This is a genomic window from Streptomyces sp. NPDC006552 (assembly GCF_040611655.1).
GTDB lineage: Bacteria > Actinomycetota > Actinomycetes > Streptomycetales > Streptomycetaceae > Streptomyces.
In genome coordinates this window covers 1-18,943 of sequence record NZ_JBEXOS010000084.1, presented here as the reverse complement: position 1 = coordinate 18,943, position 18,943 = coordinate 1, and the positions used below count along the sequence as shown (strand labels likewise).

General features: G+C 68.7%; 18 protein-coding genes and 3 pseudogenes. 9 read left to right on the top strand and 12 right to left on the bottom strand.

What is annotated here, in order from left to right:
• Positions 1–786: 786 nt before the first annotated feature.
• The 3 genes and pseudogenes from ABZY33_RS32365 to ABZY33_RS32355 form a co-directional block, all read right to left on the bottom strand.
• Positions 787–1,183: pseudogene (locus tag ABZY33_RS32365) on the bottom strand (hypothetical protein).
• A 39-nt stretch (positions 1,184–1,222) separates the two neighbouring features.
• Positions 1,223–1,537, bottom strand: coding sequence for a hypothetical protein (locus tag ABZY33_RS32360; RefSeq protein ID WP_356495280.1), 315 nt, complete (start codon positions 1,535–1,537; stop codon positions 1,223–1,225).
• Between the two features lie 58 nt (positions 1,538–1,595).
• Positions 1,596–2,168, bottom strand: coding sequence for a 3'-5' exonuclease (locus tag ABZY33_RS32355; protein ID WP_356495279.1), 573 nt, complete (start codon positions 2,166–2,168; stop codon positions 1,596–1,598).
• Positions 2,169–2,335: 167 nt separating this feature from the next.
• Here ABZY33_RS32355 and ABZY33_RS32350 point away from each other — a divergent pair, with 167 nt between their 5' ends.
• Positions 2,336–2,512 (top strand): hypothetical protein, encoded by a 177-nt coding sequence (locus tag ABZY33_RS32350; RefSeq protein WP_356495278.1) that lies wholly within the window; start codon positions 2,336–2,338, stop codon positions 2,510–2,512.
• 206 nt (positions 2,513–2,718) lie between these two features.
• Positions 2,719–2,907: pseudogene (locus ABZY33_RS32345) on the top strand (L,D-transpeptidase); the annotation flags it as partial.
• 4 nt (positions 2,908–2,911) lie between these two features.
• Here ABZY33_RS32345 and ABZY33_RS32340 read toward each other — a convergent pair.
• Entirely contained in the window at positions 2,912–3,760 is an 849-nt protein-coding gene (locus tag ABZY33_RS32340; RefSeq protein ID WP_356495277.1) for an oxygenase MpaB family protein, read from the bottom strand.
• Between the two features lie 1,054 nt (positions 3,761–4,814).
• On the opposite strand from ABZY33_RS32340, the gene ABZY33_RS32335 reads away from it, so the two are divergent.
• Complete coding sequence (locus tag ABZY33_RS32335; protein WP_356495276.1) at positions 4,815–5,060, top strand: hypothetical protein; 246 nt, start codon at positions 4,815–4,817, stop codon at positions 5,058–5,060.
• Positions 5,061–5,522: 462 nt separating this feature from the next.
• Here the strand turns inward: ABZY33_RS32335 and ABZY33_RS32330 are convergent, their stop codons facing one another.
• Positions 5,523–6,491, bottom strand: a complete 969-nt coding sequence (locus tag ABZY33_RS32330; protein WP_356495275.1) for a LysR family transcriptional regulator — start codon at positions 6,489–6,491, stop codon at positions 5,523–5,525.
• Positions 6,492–6,584: 93 nt separating this feature from the next.
• On the opposite strand from ABZY33_RS32330, the gene ABZY33_RS32325 reads away from it, so the two are divergent.
• Both ABZY33_RS32325 and ABZY33_RS32320 read left to right on the top strand, forming a co-directional pair.
• Positions 6,585–7,430 (top strand): alpha/beta fold hydrolase, encoded by an 846-nt coding sequence (locus ABZY33_RS32325; RefSeq protein WP_356495274.1) that lies wholly within the window; start codon positions 6,585–6,587, stop codon positions 7,428–7,430.
• Positions 7,427–8,824 carry an MFS transporter gene (locus tag ABZY33_RS32320; protein WP_356495273.1) on the top strand — a complete coding sequence of 466 codons (1,398 nt, stop codon included), beginning with the start codon at positions 7,427–7,429 and terminating at the stop codon, positions 8,822–8,824. The genes ABZY33_RS32325 and ABZY33_RS32320 overlap by 4 nt, the downstream gene beginning before the upstream one ends.
• Before the next feature lie 397 nt (positions 8,825–9,221).
• Here ABZY33_RS32320 and ABZY33_RS32315 read toward each other — a convergent pair whose 3' ends face one another.
• Positions 9,222–9,620: an amidase family protein gene (locus tag ABZY33_RS32315; protein WP_356495291.1), complete on the bottom strand. Its 399-nt coding sequence runs from the start codon at positions 9,618–9,620 to the stop codon at positions 9,222–9,224.
• Positions 9,621–9,934: 314 nt separating this feature from the next.
• On the opposite strand from ABZY33_RS32315, the gene ABZY33_RS32310 reads away from it, so the two are divergent.
• Positions 9,935–10,186, top strand: a complete 252-nt coding sequence (locus ABZY33_RS32310; protein WP_356495272.1) for a hypothetical protein — start codon at positions 9,935–9,937, stop codon at positions 10,184–10,186.
• 288 nt (positions 10,187–10,474) lie between these two features.
• Here ABZY33_RS32310 and ABZY33_RS32305 read toward each other — a convergent pair whose 3' ends face one another.
• On the bottom strand, positions 10,475–11,239 hold the full coding sequence (locus tag ABZY33_RS32305; RefSeq protein WP_356495290.1) for a polysaccharide deacetylase family protein: 765 nt from the start codon (positions 11,237–11,239) through the stop codon (positions 10,475–10,477).
• Between the two features lie 900 nt (positions 11,240–12,139).
• Here ABZY33_RS32305 and ABZY33_RS32300 point away from each other — a divergent pair.
• Positions 12,140–13,801 (top strand): hypothetical protein, encoded by a 1,662-nt coding sequence (locus ABZY33_RS32300; protein ID WP_356495271.1) that lies wholly within the window; start codon positions 12,140–12,142, stop codon positions 13,799–13,801.
• Between the two features lie 522 nt (positions 13,802–14,323).
• Here ABZY33_RS32300 and ABZY33_RS32295 read toward each other — a convergent pair.
• On the bottom strand, positions 14,324–14,737 hold the full coding sequence (locus tag ABZY33_RS32295; RefSeq protein ID WP_356495270.1) for a hypothetical protein: 414 nt from the start codon (positions 14,735–14,737) through the stop codon (positions 14,324–14,326).
• A gap of 99 nt (positions 14,738–14,836) precedes the next feature.
• On the opposite strand from ABZY33_RS32295, the gene ABZY33_RS32290 reads away from it, so the two are divergent.
• Complete coding sequence (locus tag ABZY33_RS32290; protein ID WP_356495269.1) at positions 14,837–15,607, top strand: transposase; 771 nt, start codon at positions 14,837–14,839, stop codon at positions 15,605–15,607.
• A 662-nt stretch (positions 15,608–16,269) separates the two neighbouring features.
• Here the strand turns inward: ABZY33_RS32290 and ABZY33_RS32285 are convergent.
• The 4 genes from ABZY33_RS32285 to ABZY33_RS32270 form a co-directional block, all read right to left on the bottom strand.
• Positions 16,270–16,665 carry a hypothetical protein gene (locus ABZY33_RS32285; protein WP_356495268.1) on the bottom strand — a complete coding sequence of 132 codons (396 nt, stop codon included), beginning with the start codon at positions 16,663–16,665 and terminating at the stop codon, positions 16,270–16,272.
• Positions 16,666–16,707: 42 nt separating this feature from the next.
• Positions 16,708–17,097: an IS5 family transposase gene (locus ABZY33_RS32280; RefSeq protein WP_356495289.1), complete on the bottom strand. Its 390-nt coding sequence runs from the start codon at positions 17,095–17,097 to the stop codon at positions 16,708–16,710.
• A gap of 76 nt (positions 17,098–17,173) precedes the next feature.
• Positions 17,174–17,512: a hypothetical protein gene (locus ABZY33_RS32275; RefSeq protein WP_356495267.1), complete on the bottom strand. Its 339-nt coding sequence runs from the start codon at positions 17,510–17,512 to the stop codon at positions 17,174–17,176.
• Positions 17,513–17,682: 170 nt separating this feature from the next.
• A protein-coding gene (locus ABZY33_RS32270) for an IS5 family transposase (protein WP_356495266.1) occupies positions 17,683–18,557 on the bottom strand; the annotation gives its coding sequence in 2 pieces (ribosomal slippage) (positions 17,683–18,165 and positions 18,168–18,557; 873 coding nt in all).
• Positions 18,558–18,788: 231 nt separating this feature from the next.
• On the opposite strand from ABZY33_RS32270, the pseudogene ABZY33_RS32265 reads away from it, so the two are divergent.
• Positions 18,789–18,943, top strand: a pseudogene (locus ABZY33_RS32265) (transposase); the annotation flags it as partial.

Here is an 18,943-nt window from a genome sequence, read left to right as displayed (position 1 = left end):
GGCGTGACGATGACTCCAGTGGAAGAACCCAGCCCCGAGGTCCAGATCGTGCAGGTGGATGCCACTGACACCGCTTTCTTGGCTGTCGTCGTGCGGTGCCTGGCGACCACGCGGCTGGGGGCACGCTTCCGCTGCAGCAGTCCGGACGGACAAGCCGTCGGCCTGGTAGTGGCGGAGATCCGCCGCTACCCCCAGGTGCCAGTCGACGCGGTGGACCCGCCTCACGGCGCCCGTCTCGTCCTCACCGGTGCAGGAGCGGACGCTCTCCATTTCACTCCCGGGGAGACTCTGCGGGGCACCAACCCGACCCCTGATCAAGTATCGATCAGCAAATCCTGACAATTAATCGCAGCTGCGGATCATCCGGGCCTTGCTGGGGACCCTGCCACTGATTCGCCAGTCTTTCGATGCTCGTCGTGCGCTGGGGCAGGCCGAAGAAGTGCGGCCCGGCGCCGCTGCTTGCAATTGGTTGCGCCGGGCAGGTGCCGAGCAGCCCGCCGCCGCGGTCTGTTAGATCACGCACTGCCAGACCGTCCAGCTCGCCGCCGACGACGGCCGCGGGGCACGCGACACCGCCGGCCGCATCAACCACGACCGGTGGTTCGTACGGCCCGCACTGCGCACCTACCCTGCCCAGGACGATCCGACGGGATACTCCCGCAAGTGGGGCGGCCCCTACCTCGTCACCCCGGACGGGTGTGAGGGCGCCCCAACCCTGGGCCGGAACGGTGTCATAAGCGTTCTGCGTGGGTGAGAGCCCACCGGCGTCGCTGATCCTCACAGCGTCTACGGCCACACACAACAGCCCCTGCGTTCCACCCACTCGCGTACGGTTACCGCTCGCTCGGTGCGGCTGACGATGTCCTTCTTGGAGGCCGTGTCCAGGGTCTCCGGGATCCTGTCGAAGGTGTCAGGCAGAACGTCGAGCAGGTCCCAGATCTGTTCGCCGGTGCTGACAGCAGCCAGCAGTTGCTAGCACCGCCACCGCAGCGGCGTCTCGGGGGCGCGTGAGCCGTTGCACGAGTGTCGGGAACAGGTAGTGCGTCGCCTCTGCGGAGAGGTGCTTTTGGAGCCAGACGACCGGGAGCCGCTGGCTGAAGCTGTACATGGCGGCCTCCTGGGCCAGGGCCAGGAGGAGAGCTGTATCGATGGCTCGGACAGTGCGGGGAAGGGCCGGGGTCATGCCGCGATGATGCCAAGAAGCCTGTGCGGCGACGAGAGGTCAGCTGGGCCGGGATGCGATCTGCTCGCGAGCAAGACCCCAGACGTCCTCAAAATCCTGGTAGGTGAGTTGTTCGGGGTTGTGGCCTTCCCATTCCGAGACGGGCAGTTCGGCCGTGATTCCGAAGCTGCTGTCGTACTCATCGAGGCGGCCGGCATCGTGGGCCTGCTGCCATTCATCAAGGGAGGCCGCTGCGATCGGCGTCCGCTCAGGTCCTTCTAGTTCGACCTGCCGGATCACCCAGCCTTCGGCGTCGACCTCGAAGTAGAACCAGATGTTTTCCTCGTCCCAGTAGCAGCGCATCCAAGTGGTCACGGGGCCATTGTCCTGTAGGGGCGGTTTTTATGCTGAGTCCGGGGGTTGTCGAGTGCGGTCAGGGCGGATCCGGCCAGGTGCCCCGCTCTAGCAGGTGCAGGACGAGGGCGGCGATGTTCCAGGCGTCGTCCTCGCCGCGGTGGTGACGGCCTTCGAGCCGCCGCCCGGCAATCTCCAGGGCCCGTGCCATACCCGGGCGTTTGCGTAGGCCGTATGCCTGGGTGAAGGCCGCCTTGGCGTTGGTGTGGTGCTGGCCGAAGGGATACGGCGTCCTGATGGCCTGGCACTGCCGGGTGAACTGGTGACGGTCGTAGTCGCCCCAACTGGCCCACAGGCGGCGCCTGGCGTGATGTTCCACCGTCAGCAGCTGACACGCCTCGCTGAAGCTGATCCCTGCGTCCACCTCGCGTTGCGTGAGACCGGTCAGCTCCGTGCAGAACTGGCTGACCGCAGACCGGGCGGGACGCACAAGGATCCGGTGGCGGGCAACGCGCTCCGCAGCGGCCAGGTCGACGACGGTCAGCCCGATCTCGATGATCTCGCTGACCTCGTCCGGCGGTTGGTCGCCGGCCCAGCAGGTGGCTTCGACATCCACGACGTTCAGGAGGCGCCCAACCCCGGTGCTGTCCATGACGGGAAGCGTAGGGACGAGCGACTGACGAGGCATCCCAATTCTCCTGCTGTGCTGGGAGGCGACGCTTCGTAGCCCTTGGCGCCGTTGCCGCCGAACCGTGCCGAACTCAGTGTTGCGGCCAGCACCCACTCCCCCCGGATGCGGGCGGTGACCTTGGACGCTGAGTGAGTACGCTGCGCCACGGCTTCGAGCAGCTGACGGCGGCGCAGCCACTGCTGGAGAACGTACTCGGCAGCGAGTCGGCCACCGCGGAGGGGCGGCCGGTGAAGCGGGCCAAGGACCACAAGGGGTCGCTCAACCTGTCCGCGGCCCGCCAGTTCCATAGTCGGAAGCCCACCTGAACGCCCCCCCACATAAATACGTCGAAGTCCTGCCCGCCGCCCTCGCGGGGCCCGCCGCCACTGCCCTGGGACACCGACTTGTAGCGCCACTGCCGCTACGTTCGGATCCACGTCGCTCCCAGTGGCAGCGTGCCGACCGAGCCAGGTGACGTCGTCGTCGACGGCGCCGAGACCCAGCTCGCCCCGGAGCAAGTTCTGGGGGCGACGTGCCGATGCCGTACAGCCAGTTCTTCGACGGTGGCGGCCAGACCTTCCACTCGGTGGGCGTCAGCATGTGGAACCTCCCGGGTTCGCACGGCTGCGTCAGCATGACGACGGCTGCGGCGAAGAAGTACTGGTCCCTGCTGGAGAAGGGCGACGACCTCTTCGTCTACGGCCGTAAGCCCGGCGCCTGACCGGTCAGGCCGGGGGTCGCATGGCCCAGCGGATGGCACGGGTCATCCCGTGGCCGCCCAGCCTGACGGCGGTCTCCTCCACCACCGGGACGTATGGCAGCAGCAGCGCGCGCCGTGCCCAGCCGGGCAGCAGCCCGGCGGCGTTGGCGGCGAGCACCCCGTAGGCCGGGCGCGCCACCCAGGGCAGGGGCGGGGTGAGCAGGAGGAACCGTGCGGCCTCGCGGGCGGCTGGGGTCGCGCGCAGTTCGGGGCGGTAGTCGTTGAGCCGGCGCACAAGCGCGGTCCGGTCGGGGGGCGGGTCGTCGGCGCCGAGGGCGCGGGCGACCCGGGCCGACTCGGCGACGTAGCGCGTGCAGCCCCCCTTCTCTAACGGGTGGGCGCCGAAGCGCTGGTGGGCGGCGAGGAAGCAGTATGCCTCGGCTGTGTGCACCCAGGTGAGCAGGTGCGGGTCGTCGGCGCGGTAGGGCCGTCCGTCCGGGGCGGTGCCGCGGATCCGGCCGTGCACGGCGCGCACCCGGTCCACCGCGTGCTGGGCGTGCTCCTCGGTGCCGAAGGTGGTGACGGCGAGGAAGGTGCTGGTGCGCTGGAGGCGTCCCCAGGGGTCGCCCTTGTACCCGGAGTGTGCGTCGACGGCGGCCATGGCCAGCGGGTGCAGAGATTGCAGGAGCAGGGCGGCGATGCCGCCGATGAACATGGCGGCATCGCCGTGCACCGCGCGCACCGGTGAGTCGGTGGCGAACCAGCGCGGGCCGGGTGTGTCGTGGATGCAGGCGCGGTTGGCGGGCCCGTCCGGCCCCGCCACGCGGGAGAGGAGGGCGGAGCCGAGTTTGGTGCGCACCGTGTCCACGAGCATGGTTCCAGTATCGCGCGACTTCGGGCGTGCCGGGCGGCGTAGTGGGCGGGTTCGGGGGCAGGCGGGAACCGTCGCGCACCCCGCCGGCCGCCGCCCCGTCCGAGGGAGGGGGCATGGGGGCCTCCTGGCGTTCGAAGCGTCGCACCGTGAGAGGAGTTCTGCTGTTCCTGCTGGTGTGGGCGGTGTTGGGCGCCGCTGTCGGGGCACGTGCGGGCGGTGGATGGCCGTGGACCGTGCCAGTCTCGTTCGTGCTGGCTCTCTTCGGGTTCTCGTCGAACCTGCGGGCGCTGCGGGAGGAGCGGGCGCGCCGGGCGTCTCCTGGAGGCGGGCGAGTACGAGCTGAGCCGGTACACGGTGCACCACGCGGGCCAGGGACGCTCGCGCTGGTTCTACTCGGGCCAGGTGCTGCGGACGACAGATCGGGCCGTCGAGATGCGGGACGGAGGCGATCGCCGCTGGCGCCACCCGTGGCAGCGCCTCACCTTCGCGGGCGGGCGGGACGGCCGCGGCGAGAGCGTGACCATCACGCCGGCCGACGGTTCACCGCAGGACCTGCGGCCGACGGCCGGGGCGACCAGTTGCAACCGGTCAGTGCCCCTTGTGTAAGAGAGGCCGCCAACCGAGCACTTCCCTCGCCGGTGACCCCTCGCTCGGCGGTGGGCCATGCTGCGCGCCTATGGCGCGCCGCGGCCGAACTCAGCGTCGACGATCCTCCGGCCATCCAAAGGGGCTGTGGCGTCGCCCGAACTCCTGGGCCCACGCATTGAGCCGCCGACGCAACCACGTCATCCACATGACCAAAGGGGTCGCGACCACCGCCATCCCTAACGCCATCCACCAACCGATGCCGCTGAAGCGCCAGACCAAGACCAGAACGGCGTAGATCGCTATCGCACCCAAGGCATACCGCGATCTCTTCGAAAGATTCATTCAGACCGGATACCCCGCACCTGCGAACACACCGAAGGGGCCGAGCGCCTGACGTCTCCCCAGACCAGCGCGCACCCCAACGGTGGACGTCACCGTACCGCCCCATGCGTCACGGGAGCAGCCTATGAACGACACCGCCGCACACCCTTGTACCATCGCCCTGCACTGGGCAGACCTCCGTGAAGCCGTCGGCGCCCCCGCCCAACTCGGCGCCCTCGGCCTCCGCCGCTACTCGCTCCGCCTCGACGACTCCGACGTCGACCAGCTCGTGTACGAACGGCACCAGGCCGCACACCTCCGCGCCCAAAGGCGAGACCCGATACAGCTCGGCGACCGCCCCGTCCGGCCTCCACCCCGCTGGTCGCAGTGAGCAGAAGACTGTGACCACCTTTCCTGCGAAGTCGGCGTCGTCCCCGGCCAGGGGGCTGAACCCCACGCCACGGTCAACCGCGACGAGGGACGGCAACCTCAGGAGTTTCCGACGCCGCGGTGGCTTCGACGAGCAGCGGCACCGATCCGGGCCCCGACTCCCCCGACTCGGCCGCCGGACCCAGACCCCCGGGCCAGGGCCCGGCATCCGCAGTCCGCAGTCCGCAGTCCGCAGTCCGCAAGGAAAATGGCCCGGCTCCTCTCCTGACGCCCGTCGTCAGCGACGCCTGCGCCCGAGACCCCGGCGCTGCGGTTCCGGCTCCTCCGCCTCGGGGGCGGGCTCCAGGACTTCCACGAGCCGGCTCACGTACACGCGGAACGCATGCGAGTAGAAGGTCGAACCCGCGCGCGAGCGGAAGGCGACGAACCACATGTCGCCTCGCCGTCGTCCGGCTGGGCGAAGTCAGGTAGGGGTCGAGTCGCTGTCGCCTTCTTCTTGTGGTCCGAGTGGGCCGAGTCGGTGGTCGAGCGCGGCGCCGACCTCGGGGCAGTTCTTTCGGATGACGTCGAGGAAGGCGTTCAGTGCCGGGGAACGGTCCCGGGCGCTGAAGGACAGGACCAGGTCGGGTAGAGGCGTGCGCGGGATCACCTCGCAGAACCAGGTGCCCCGTCGTGGGGCCGTCAGCATGCGAGAGGGTCCCAGACCGACGCCCACCCCGCAGGCGGCGAGCCCGATGATGGTGTGGATGTCCCTCGCGATGGTCGCGCCGGAGAGCGCCGGGGAGTCCTTGCCCAGGAGGGTCCGCAGCCCGGTGATGACGGCCGGCTCATCCTCCCCCGGCGCAACGATCAGCGGCTGTCGCCGCAGCTGGTCCACGTCCACCGACGACTGTCCCGCGTACGGGTGCGTGCTGCTCACGACAGCGACCAGGTGGTCGTGTCCGATCGGGATCGATACCAGCTGCTCGGCTCCGACGCCCCGTGGCCGGCCGAGGCCGATCGCCACGTCCAGTTCGCCGGCGATGAGCGCGGCCGTGCTGCGGTTGGTCGCCATCTCGTGCAGTTCCAATCGCACGTCGGGCCGTTCGCGGCCGAACCGGCCCAGGACGTCCGGCAGGGGTTCGAGCAGCGCCGAGGCAATGAACCCCAGGCGCAGTCGGCCGGTCTCGCCGCGTGCTGCCCTGGCTGCGTCGACCGAGGCCGCCGTGATCTCGTCGAGCGCCCTGCGCGCCCTGGAGAGGAAGGCCGCGCCCGCCGCCGTCGGAAACACCCCTTGGCGGGTGCGATCGAACAAGCGGGCGCCCACTTCCCGTTCGAGGTCGGCGATCTGCTTGGACAGCGGAGGCTGCGCGATGCCCAGCGCACCGGCCGCCCGGCCGAAGTGTGCGTGCTCCGCGAGGGTCAGTGCATACCGCAGGTGCCGCGCCTCCATGGCCAACCTCCCATTCATATCTCATATGTATCGTCGAGCAGCCTGTCAGATCTTTTGCTGGATGAGCGGGGCTGGGTCGCGTGAAATGCGGTCATGACCGATTCTTCCTCCACAGACACCGTCTTCGTCTTCGTGCACGGCGCCTGGCACGGCTCCGGACAGTGGGCGGCAACCCAGCGCGCACTCGCCGCGCTCGGTGCCGCGAGCGTGGCCATCGACCTGCCGGGGCACGGCTTCGACGCCCCACTGCCCACCGGATACCTCCAGCCGGGCCAGCCGGGTCTGTTGACCGAGAAGTCAGCGCTTGCCACCGTGACGATGGACGACAGTGCCGAGGCCGTGCTGGACACGCTGCGCCAGGCCCGCCACCACCGTCGCGTCGTGCTCGTCGCTCACAGCGCGGGCGGCGGCCCCGCTTCACTGGCTGCCGAGCGCGCACCCGAACTCGTCGACGAGATCGTCTACCTTTCGGCCTTCGTGCCCGCCGGGCGGCCCCGGTTCTTCGACTATCTCGGCTCACCTGAGAACGCCACGGCACGGGGCCAGAGTCTCAATCTCGGTGACCCCGGGGAACTGGGCGCCGTGCGGATCAACCCGCTGTCGCAGGATCCCGTCTACGTCGAGGAACTGCGGCAGACTCACTACCACGACACCCCGCGGGAGCGCTTCGACCGCTGGCGCTCGGCACTGAGCCCCGATCTGCCGCTGGCGATCCCCACCACCCCGGTCATCGTGACTCCGCAACGCTGGGGGCGCGTCCCCAGGACCTTCCTGCGCTGCGCGGACGACCGGGCACTGCCCACGGCTGTGCAGGATCTGATGATCGAGGAAGCCGACCGGGCCATGCCCGGCAATCCGTTCACCGTGCGCACCCTCCCGGGCAGCCACAGCCCGTTCGCCGCCCGCCCCCGTGAGCTCGCCGCGGCTCTGTTGCCATGAGCGGCGGACGCCTCGTCCTGCCGGTGGTGCTAAGCGCCACGTTCGTGCAGCTCCTCAACGTCACTGTCGCCCAGGTGGCTGCGCCGGCGCTACAGGTCGGCCTGGGCGCCAGCCCGGGCGCCGTGCAACTGGTCCTCGCCGGATACACCCTGACGTATGCGTGCCTGCTCATCCCCGCCGCGCGGCTAGGCGACCGGTACGGCTACCGCCGGCTGTTCGTGGCGGGCACCGTGGTATTCACCGCGGGTTCGCTGGCCGGCGCGTGTGCCCCCGACGCCGCATCGCTGATCATTGCCCGGCTGGTGCAGGGCGCGGGCAGCGGTCTGGTCGCCCCCCAGGTCCTGTCGCTCATCCAAGCCGCCACTCCGGCAACGCGCCGGCCGCGTGCCTTCGGCCTGTACGGCGCCACTATGGCCGTCGCGTCACTGGCCGGACCGCTGATCGGCGGACTCGTCCTCAGTGTCGATCTCTTCGGCCTCGGCTGGCGGCCGGTGATGCTCCTCACCGTGCCGGTGGCGCTCGCCTCGCTGGCAGGAGCGACCGCGCTGCCCCGCACCCGCGGAGCGGACGGACTCCGCGTCGACAAGCTGGGTGCGCTGTTGATCACCGTAGGAGCCGGCGCGCTGGTCCTGCCCCTGGCGCTGGGGCGGGAAGCAGGCTGGCCCTGGTGGACGTGGACCGCCTTCGCCGTGGCAGCGGCCACCCTCGGCCACTTCGTCCGGAGCCTCCCGCACCGGCCTGATCCACTGATCCATCCCGCGGTGCTGCGTGACCGGTCGGCGCGGAGAGGCACGTTGCTGGTGTTCGTGTTCAACACGGGCGTGCCCTCCTTCACCTACCTGCTCTTCCTCCACCTTCAGTCCGCTGTCGGGTACTCGGCCCTGGCGGCCGCACTGGCGTCGGCACCGTTCGCCGCCGGCGCCGTCTTCGGCAGCAGAGCTGCGCCCGCTCTCACTCGCCGGCACGGGCCGACAGTACTCACCGTCTCGTCCCTGATCCTCGCCGGGATGTGCCTGGCGCTGACCCCCCTCGTCGGCTCGGCGGCGGGACGCCAGGCGGCGCTGCCCGTGCTGGCCGTCGGCGGAGCCGCGTTCGGCGCCTTCACCGCGTCGGTGTTCACCCTGGTCCTGGCCCAGGTGCACGGCCCCGCAGCCGGTTCGGTCTCCGGCCTGCTGCCCACAGCACAGCAGCTCGGCGGATCCATCGGAGTGACCGCGGCCGGACTCGCCTACTACGCCCCCGCCGCCGATGCGGACACCGCGTTCCGGCACGCCATGCTCTACCAGGTCGCCGCCTTCACGATCACCGCGCTGATCAGCCTCCGGCTCCACCACCGGCCTGGCACCGAGCCCGTTCACGGTCCTGGCAGTCACAGCGGAGGGGCACGTAGATGAAGCGTCGACCTCCAGCGGCCTTCGCGTCACCCCGTCGGCCGTGCCCGCTCTCCGGATCGCCGAGGGAACATGAACGACGATCGTCGGTTTCAGAAACCGGCGATCGTCGCGACACTTGAAGCTCTCCCGCACCAACTTCCGCTCGACCAAGGCGCTTTCTGCAGGACGGCACAGCACCCAGGAGAGCGCCTCCGAAAGCAGCGCCACCCGCCCTAAGGGGCCGGCAGGGCGCCATACTCAGAGTGATGGACAGGTGAGGCTCTCTCGTGCGTTCTGCTCATGATCGGCTGTTGAAGGCGGTGCTCACGGGGCGCGGAAAGCTGGATCGCAGCAGAAGTCACTGCCCGCCGCGACGCACAGACCTGCCGCGGCGGCCACCGCACTGCCCGAACTCGACTCATTCGGCGACCTGTCGGACGAGGCGGGGTGATCCCGGGTGTACCGAGCCAGGGCATCGTCGACCGGCAGGGCCCACCCCTGTCGATCGGCATCTCTGCCGCCAACCTGCCCGGTGGTCGGCATCACCAGCGCGTCGAGGTGGTACCGGGCGCAAGCCTCGCAGCGCGAGCGATCCGGCCGTCGTGTGCATTCGGTCCGCGGTCTCCAACAAGTCCTTGAGCAGCACGGGTATTCCATGCAACGGTCTGCGCGGCTCGCTCTCGGCGTCCAGCCGCCGGGCCTCGCGCAACGCATCGGGGTTCACCTCGATCACCGCATGAAGGAGGGGGTCCACGCGTTCGATGCGGTCCAGGAAGTACCGGGTGAGCCGTTCGGCGCCGAGCTGTCCGTCGTCCATCTGTCGATGCAGTTCGGTGGTGCCCAGCTCGTGCAAGGCCGTGGCCCCGTCCTGTTGCGCGCTGTCCGTGGCACGAGCGGGAGCTGGGTGGAACCATGGCGCTGCGGCCGCGGCGGTACCCAGTGCGAGCGTGGTGCGGCGTGTGGTGTTGCTCCGGTCCGTTCGGAGTGGTTCCTGCGGCGTCATGCGTCAGTACGTTAGGCGCGCCACCCAGGTTTCTCACTGCGGCATTCCCCGGTTGTGTCCTGCGAGCAACCCCCGTTCTCAACGGGGGATGACTGCAATCGGACTGCGTTTTCTGCTGGCGCCGAGAGATGGAACTCGTCCAGGCTCTGAGTGCCGAACGGCACGTCGCCGCCGAGGCGTTCGTCTGCGGCAACGCCGACGCCAAGGAAGGCGGTGTCGACTCGGGCGACTTCGCCATCGCCTCCCCGGTGCCGACGGCCGGCTGCACCCGCAGCGCAGCCGACGCGACCGGCCGGGTGGGGAGTGGAATCTGCCCGGCCGTGGGCACGGCCCGGCCGTGGGCCGAGGACCGGAGTCCTGCCGCGCGCCGTCGCGGGTGAGGACGGCGCCCGGGCATTCTGCTCATTTTTTTCGTAGGAGCAGGCAGGGGATGGTTCGGCGGCGTGACCGGTCCGGGCGTCCGGCGGCGGAACCCGGGGCGCCCGTCTGACCAGTGTTCCCATGCCCGCTACTCCTTTGCCGGCACACCCACCACCCCGGCGGCCACCTCCGCGGCAGACTACGTCGACGTGAAGTAGGGCCCCAACAGATCAGCCACCCCGAAGCCAGCCACCCCGAAACACGCGGATGATGCGGACATCGGCGGTCATGCCGCGCATGGAGGCCGGTCAGGGCTTGTAGATCTTGCCCGGAACCGGCTTCCCGGGGGCGATCAGCTGGGGGACCGTCACGAAGACGTAGCCCTTCGCCTTCAGCCGGTCGATGACCTCGGGTACCGCGGGCACGGTGTTCTTGTAGATGTCGTGCAGCAGGATGATCGAGTCCCGGTGCGTCTGCCGCACCGCCCGCTCGGTGATCGTCCTCGACGGCGGGACCGTGTAGTCCTTCGTCGTCACGTCCCACAGGACCTGCGCGAGACCCTCCTGTTTCGCGAGCGCGCTGACGTGGTCGTTCGTGCGGCCCTGAGGGGGCCGCATCAGCGTGGGCCGCTTGCCGGTGAGCCTCTCCACGGCGTCGTCGGTGCGCCGGAACTCCGCGCGTACCTGGTCGTCGCTGATGTCCGTGAGGATCTGGTGGTCCCAGGTGTGACTGGCGATCTCGTGGCCCTCGCGCGCCATCCGCTTGACCAGGTCGGGATGCTTGGCTATGTGGTTCTTGCCCAGCAGGAAGAAGGTCGCGGGGACCTGCTTCTGCTTCAGGATGTCGAGCAGCCGCGGGCTGTTCTCGCTGGGCCCCGCGTCGAAGGTCAGGGCGACGCACTTGACCTTCCGGCAGTCGACGGTGCCGAACCGTGCGGCGGCCTTCGCGTCGGCCGCGCGGGCGGCGCTCGGCTTCGTCGTGTCGTACTGCGTGCAGCCGCTCAGGGTGGCGGACAGGGCCCCGGCGGCCACCAGCGTGGCGGCCGCTCGGAACCCTGTCCGGATTTTCATCATCTTCTTAGGTGCACCGGGCATGACTGCACTATACACAGTGTGTATACACTGACGTTATACGCACAGTGTGTAGAGGTGTGACCTGGTCTTTCCGGTGGATGTCGCCGGGTTCCCAGGCCTTTCGATAAGCGGTGATCAGCTTGTCGACGGAGCCGACGAAGTCGCCGCCGAACGCGAGGTGGTCGGCGTCCGCGAACGGCTTGGCCCAGTCCGCGCTCACCCGGCCGCCCGCCCGGTCCCGGATGATCAGCCGTGCCGTGGAGACGAGCGGGGCGCGCGGAGCAGGACGCGCCCGTCGACTCGCGTCCTAGACGCACTACGCGCCCTGCGGGGCACGGATGGCAGCTTCCCGGCCTACCTGGCCGGCGCACCCCCGGAAGCCTGCCTGACCGCCACCACCCGCACGTGCAGAACTCACCCCGATGCACCGGTGACTCCGCCGAAGCCAGAAGGCTCGCCCCCCGCCCCCGCCTGCCGTCGATACGTCGGCCACATCCCCGAGCACTCAACAAACAGGGCTCGTGGGCTGGCGCTGGCGCCGGCGGAAGCGACGCTAAAGCCTCCGCTGTGACTGGGCCGGCTCCGCCGTGAAGCCGGAGAGCGTGCCTGTCGAGCGCGTGGTGTGTCCGCCGAGGACGTCGTACGGCTCGGCTGACCCTCCGCTGCGCCGGCGGGACACGTCATCGGCGGCTGAGTCTGGAACTGAGGCGCAGGGGTGACGAGGCCGGGGTCCAGCCGCTTCCCCCACCCTGTTCAGGGGCTATGGGGCGAATAGGTCACCCAAAGCGGCCAATAAGCCCTGCGGGCAGTTGGTTCCGCGTCATACAACCTTCATCCGGTCTCGCTGGTCTGAGTCGCCGGTCGGAACAGCTCCGATCATGGACCCGCCCGAGGAGCGTCATGCCCAGCGCCATACCAAGTTCCCTGTCCGGCCTCGCGATACCCGCCGGTTGCGCCGTCCTCGCGGCAGGGCTGTTGGCGCTCGGCACAGCTTCCCCCGGCCGGGCCGCCGACGGCGCTCCCTCCGTGGAGTTTTCCTTCCCCAACCACGAGGACGGGATCGCGACCGCCGAACCGTTCCGCGACTACGCCGATTCGTTCCTCGTCCAAGGACGCAACGCCGGTGCAAAGGACGTGAAGAACGTCTCGGTGACCATCGACGCAACGGCCCTCAAGGGCCAGATCACCATGGAGAATGAGCCCTGCACCAAGAAGGGCGACCTGGTGATCGTCTGCGGGCCGGACAGGGTGAACCAGGGCAAGCCGATCGCGCCTGGAGCCAAGTTCTACGCGGCCGCCCCCAAGTTCACCGCACTGGACGGGGCCCGGCCCGGCTTCACGGGTGTGGTCCGGGTGTCCGCCGAGGCGGAGGGGGTCCTTCTCGGGGAGAAGACCTTCAAAGCCTCCGTGGCGGACCTCGGCCTGTACTCCGATCGCAACGCCCCTGACGGCAGCCCCGTCCCCCAGCCCAAGCCCGGTACGACGGTCCAGCCCGTGGTGGGCTTCAGGAACTTCAGCACCCGCGCCATGAACGACGTCTACTTCTCGCTCCATCTCACCCAGGGCCTGACGTTCGCCGAGGAATTCAGCAACTGCAAGTACGGCAGTCAGTACCTCCCCGAGGACACGGCCATGCTGTGCCACATCAAGGGAACCGTCGAACCCAACAGCACCTATGATCTCGACATGTCCGCGCTCAAGGTCGGTGCCACGGCCTGGGCCGAAGATTGGAGCGGGAACATCACCGACAAGGTGATGACCGGCACCTCCCTCACCGACCCGCACCAAGGCACCGGACGCGAACTGAAGTTGACGAAGCGTGCTCAGGGAGCCGCGCTGCCGATGAGCCGGGGGGTCTTCGGCTCGATCGTCGCGGACACCTTCCGGGACGCAGCAGCGGTGGGAGCCACCGTTGACGGTAAGTCCGGACAGGTGGTCAAGGCCGAACTGGGCCTGCGCAACAGCGGTCCCGCCACGTTCAAGAACTGGGGCGAGGAACCGGGAGACGACGCCACCAGCGGCCTCTCGGTGACCCTCCCCCGGGGAACGACCGCGGTGAACGTCCCGCGCAACTGCAATCTGATGACCCCCTCCACCAGCGCCACCACGCGCTACTCGTGCCACCAGGACTCCAAGGACTTCTACTTCAACGCGGGCCAGACGACACCGTTCGTCTTCGACCTGCGCATCGACGAGCCCAAGGCCCTCGCCCTGGGGAGCGCCAAGGTCATCTACTTGGGTGACAAGCACCCCGAGAACGACTCCGCGCCCATCACCGTGACCGTCGACGGCAAACTGGGCGACGGATCCACTCCCCCCGCAGGCGGTACCGGGGGCTCCACGTCGGGCGGCTCCACGGCCTCCCCCGGTACCAGTGATTCGCCGGCCTCTCCCAGCAGCGGCAGCTCCCCCACCACGACCTCCGCGGGCACCGGCAACGGGCCCATGGCCGACACCGGCGCCGGCGCCCTCCGCTGGTACACGGCCGCCGCGGCCGTAACCCTGGCCGCGGGCGCCGCGCTGTTCACTGTCGCTCGCCGTCGCAAGGCCGGCCGAGCCTGACCCGGGGGCCAGAACGCGCCGGGCACCACCGAGTCCGGTGCTGCCCGACGCGCGGGCGCTCGTTCGCACCGGGCGCAGGAGTGCGGCAGTTGCCCCCTAGGGCGTGTCCGCAAAGTGGAATTGCGCGACGGTGGGTCCGTGAGACTCCATCAACCGGCCTCTGAGTAACAAGAGTTGTTGGGCCCGCTTCTCCCGGCCGCGTCGTTCGGGCGCCCGCGGGCGGATGGCCGAACGGTACCGAATGGGATCGTGCGCAAGATTCGGGCCGGTGCCGCCTGGTGGGACCTACTGGCCCCGTCACCAGATGCCTGATCTGTGCCGCGTCGGTCACGGGCCGGTCCACGACCGACGCGGCGACGGTCTACGGGTTTCCGGGGCCTCCTCGCGCTGTTCCGGGTCGGTACGTGCGTTCTCTATGGGCGGGCCGGGCCCTCTGACTGGGCCGGTGCCGGGCGCGATGACTGCGTCCGAAGCGTCCGGTGCGCGCCTAAAGGTTGTCCCGTAAGCCCACGAGACTGAGGGTCATGCTGCGTCAGGGTCGGTGCCGATGGCGCTGGCCGAGCGAAGGGAACGCCCGAGGTCACCGGTGAGGATGCGCGGGTGTCGCCGCCACCACCACAGGTCGGGACCGGGCAGCCTGTGGAACTGGTCGAGTGCTTGGCCGTCATCGTCGACGGTCGCGGCTCTGTACCGGTCGTCCAGAGCTTTGATCCGCGGGGTCCAGAGCTGGACCATGTGTTCGTCCAGCAGGATCCATGCCTCATGCAGCCAGTTCCGGCAGTAAAGGTCGTTGGTGTACTCGTAGATGTCGTCGCCGTAGCCGCACTCGATGGCACTGACCAGGACGGCCCACGCGTTCACCCTTTCAGCGACCGTAAACGCCGTTCGCCAGCCGCGCTGGTGCAACAGCTCCCCCACCTCGGTCTCCGTAGCCACGGGCGGAGGATCTCACGCGGAAGCCGTCCGGGCGATCGAGATAGTGTCCCGCCAGAGGCCGCGGACCCTGAAGCATGATCAACGTAAGACGATCTCGCCGTGGCTGGTGTGATCACGGCGTCGGAACCCTCCTGGATAGCCCCGTTCACCGGGCTGAGCCCACGACAGTTCACGAAACTTATGACCGCGTTGCGGCGGGAGGGCGCCGACCCGGTGAGCAGAGGCCGGCCCTGGGGCTTGCCGCTGGAAGACAGATTTCTGCTAGTGGCCGCGTACTGGCGGACGAACCTCACCCTGCGGCAGCTGGCCCCGTTGTTCGGGGTCTCCAAGTCCGCCGCGGACCGGATCATCACCCACCTCGGGCCATTACTCGCCCTGCGGCCTCGCATGAGGTCCCGGAAAGACACGGTGCTGATCGTCGACGGCACCCTAATCCCCACCCGGGACCACACGATCACCGAGCAGTCGAAGAACTACAGGTACTCCACCAACCACCAAGTCGTCATCTATGCCGACACCCGTCTGGTTGTCGCCGTCGGCCGGCCGGTCCCGGGGAACCGCAACGACTGCAAGGCATGGGAGCTGTCCGGAGCGAAGGACGCCATCGGCCGGACCACTGTGATCGCTGACGGCGGCTACCGGGGCACTGACCTGATCATCCCTCACCGCCGTGACCCCGGTCGGGCCGAACTACCAAGTTGGAAAGAGGAACACAACGCCTCTCACCGCAAGGTCAGGGCCCGCGTCGAGCACGCCTTCGCCCGGATGAAGAGCTGGAAGATCCTCCGCGACTGCCACTTGAAGGGCAACGGAGTTCACCACGCCATGCTCGGTATCGCCCGCCTCCACAACGTCACCATCACCGGCTGAACCGAGCAGGCAGGTCAGCAAGCACGACCGTGATCAATTACGGGACAATGCTTAGGCGCGCTATCGTGCGACGTTGACGGATCACGAGGGTTTGGGGGGACCACTTGATTACCCTTGCCCGCTGCGACGGCAAAAGGCCTGCGCCCGGACGCATCCAGGTGCTGGGCTTGCTGCTTGCTCTCTCGGTGGCGGCGTGTACACCGGCGGGCACTGCATCGAAGGGGCCCGACGAGGTCGGACCGAAGTCATCGACACCTACCAGCCGTGCAGGAACGTCATGCAGTCGGCAGCTCAGATCGGGGAAACTGCCGGGGTGGACCGCGGACCGTTTCGGCCCCCGGAGCATGCCGCAATACCTGCTCGGTGAGCACAATCAGATAGTTGCGGCCCTGTTCGGATACCCGTACCACGCTCCCTCCGGTGGCGCCAAGGTCAACAAGATCCGATGGGTGCCCCGTGACGACTCTCCAGGCAGCGCCCAACTGACCATCAGGGCCACCCTCGACAGCACGGCCTTGCGGGTCACTCGCGTCGTATCGCTCGGCTCCTCCGTGGTGGACCTACCTCAGGCCGGTTGCTGGCGCCTTTCTTTGTCGTGGCCGGGACACTCGGATCGCGTCTACCTCGCATACCAGCCCCGGTCCTAGGTAGTGTCCGCAACGTCATGGGAGCCCGAGTTGTAGGCAGGCGAGGGTGACCATGGCTTGGTAGTGGCGGGCGCGTCTGTCGTAACGGGTGGCCAGGGCTTTGTGGTGCTTGAGCTTGTTGAAGCAGCGTTCGACGACGTTGCGGCGCCGGTAGGCGGCGCGGTCGAGGTGGCAGGTCGCTCGCCGCGCCGGATACGGCCTGTGATCGGATCGATCCGTTCTGGGCTGGCCGCTTTGATGCCTCGTCTGCGCAGGTAGGCGCGGATCTTCACGGACGAGTAGCCCTTGTCCGCGGCCACCCGGTCTGGTCCGGGGCTGGCCGAGTCCGCATCGGGCAATGCTGATGCGGGCCATCACCGCCTCGAACTGGGTGCAGTCGTTGACGTTGCCAGCGGTGAGGGTGAAGGCCAAGGGGGTGGCCCTGTCCGTCGCAGGCGAGGTGGATCTTGGTGGTCAGTCCGCCGCGGGAGCGCCCGATCGCCTCACCCGGCCAGTGCTGCCCCCTTTTCGGGCGCCAGCCGCATGCTGGTGGGCCCGCACGGTCGTGGAGTCGATGCACACGAGCGACCAGTCGACGGCACCTGCGGCATCGGAGTGCTGCTGGACGTGGGCCAGCAGATGGTCCCAGGTGCCATCGGTCGACCATCGGCGGAAGCGTTCGTAGACCGTCTTCCACGGGCCATAGCGCTCCGGCAGATCCCGCCAGGCCGCCCCGGACGAGAACCTCCACATGACCCCGTTTACGACCTGGCGCCGGTCCCGCACCGGGCGCCCCATCCTGGGCGGAGCCAGCAACGGCTCGATCACCGCCCAGGAAGCATCGGTCAGTTCATGACGACGCACCACGGACAGGCCAACATGCCCCCGACTTTGCGGACACGCCCTAGGGTCTGTTTCATAAGCCCGCTTCGAGAAGCGGTCAGTCAGCGGCAAGGATGTCGGAAAGGCTGACGGCAGGGCGGCCGAGCGTTGCTGTAAGCACACGCTGCTGGCGTTCGGTCAAAGAGGCTACGAAGATCACCGCGTCGGCATTGGCCTGGCCGCACGCCTGAGCCACCTCGCGGACCTTTCCGTAGCTCAGCAGGGTCCGCGAGGAATATGGCAGGCTCATCTTCTGAACCCCGCCGTCCGAGACGCCTCGCCGCTGCACGATCTGCATGGCCACCCGGGCGCCCCGTGCTGCCAACTCTTGGGCTGCAGAGGCCATGAGGCCTCCGAAGTTCTTCTGCTTCGCTGAGAAGTACCCAACCAGCACCACGTCAGCTCCTGCGGCCGTGAACTGCGAAGACTGGCGTCGGGCTCGCTCCGATGACTCGCGGCGAGCAAGGCGCCGGTCGCGCCGTCTGGGCTGGTGCATGGACCACAGGCTAGAACCCCGGCCACCTGCAGCGATACCGCGTTTCCGATGGCCGTGGCCGACCAGGGAGATCATAGCCATTCTTTGATGACGGCGATGGTGACGGTGGTCTCGTAGCGAACGGCGAGCTTGTCGTACCTGGTGGCCACCGCGCGATGGCGCTTGAGGCGGTTGATCCCGCACTCGACCGCGTGGCGCTCTCGATAGTCGATCTTGTCGAACTTCGGCGGACGCCCACCGGGGGCGCCCAGCTTCTTGCGGTTGCGGATCTGGTCGGACTTCTCCAGGATCGTGCAGCGGATCCCACGTCTGCGCAGGTAGTCACGGTTGGCTCGGGACCCGTAGGCCTTGTCAGCCCTCACCCGGTCAGGACGCCGACGCGGCCTGCCGACGCCCACGCGCGGCACCCGGATGCGCTCCAAAACCGGTTGGAACTCGGGGCTGTCGTGCCGCTGGCCGGCCGTGATCAGGAACGACAACGGCTTCTGTCGGTGCTCGACTGCCAAGTGCACCTTCGTGGTCAGACCACCGCGCGAGCGTCCGAGCCCGTGGTCGGAGGGCTCGACTGTGACTCCGCCAGGCTTGTCCCGCTGCAGGTCCCCCTATTGCGGGCGCCGGCCGCATGCTGATGCGCCCGCGCGACCGTCGAGTCCACGCTCACGTCCCAGGTGATCAGGTCTTTCGCGTCGACTTCGGCCTGCAACTGGGTGAGGATCCGGCTCCAGGTGCCGTCGCGCTGCCAGCGCCGGACGAGGCCGTAGACGGTCTCCCACGCGCCGTAGCGGGTGGGAACGTCGCGCCGGGGCACACCTGTCCGCGTCCGCCAACGTATGCCGTTGATCAGCTGCTGCTTGGACCAAACCGGAGGCCGCCCCGGCTTCTTGCCCACCGGCAACAACGGCTCCAGCCTGGCCCATTGCTCGCTCGTCAGATCTCCATGCCCCACAGGTGGATCATGGCAGGCCTTGATCCACTTATGAAACAGGCCCTAGTACTGCAACGGTGCTTGCTCTGAGGGCTGGACAGTTCTCAAGGACTGTGTGCGCGTCGTTCGTAGTGCCTGACGCGGGGTTGGTGTTGGCGTTGTCGTCGCCAGTGTGACCAGTGCAGGATGTGCTCGACCTCGGTGGGGCGCCGATTAGTGAGCCGGGTGATCAGTCGTCTGGCTTCGGCGAGGCAGGACGCCGGGGTCATAGCGGACGCTGCCCGCACCGTGCCCCACACCCTGCGCGCCCTCGACCTGACCGATGAGGTCACCGCGGAGCTGACCATGCTGGTCGGCTTCGACCAGGACCTCGCAGGCGAGGCCAACCGCACCTCCAACCGCATCCG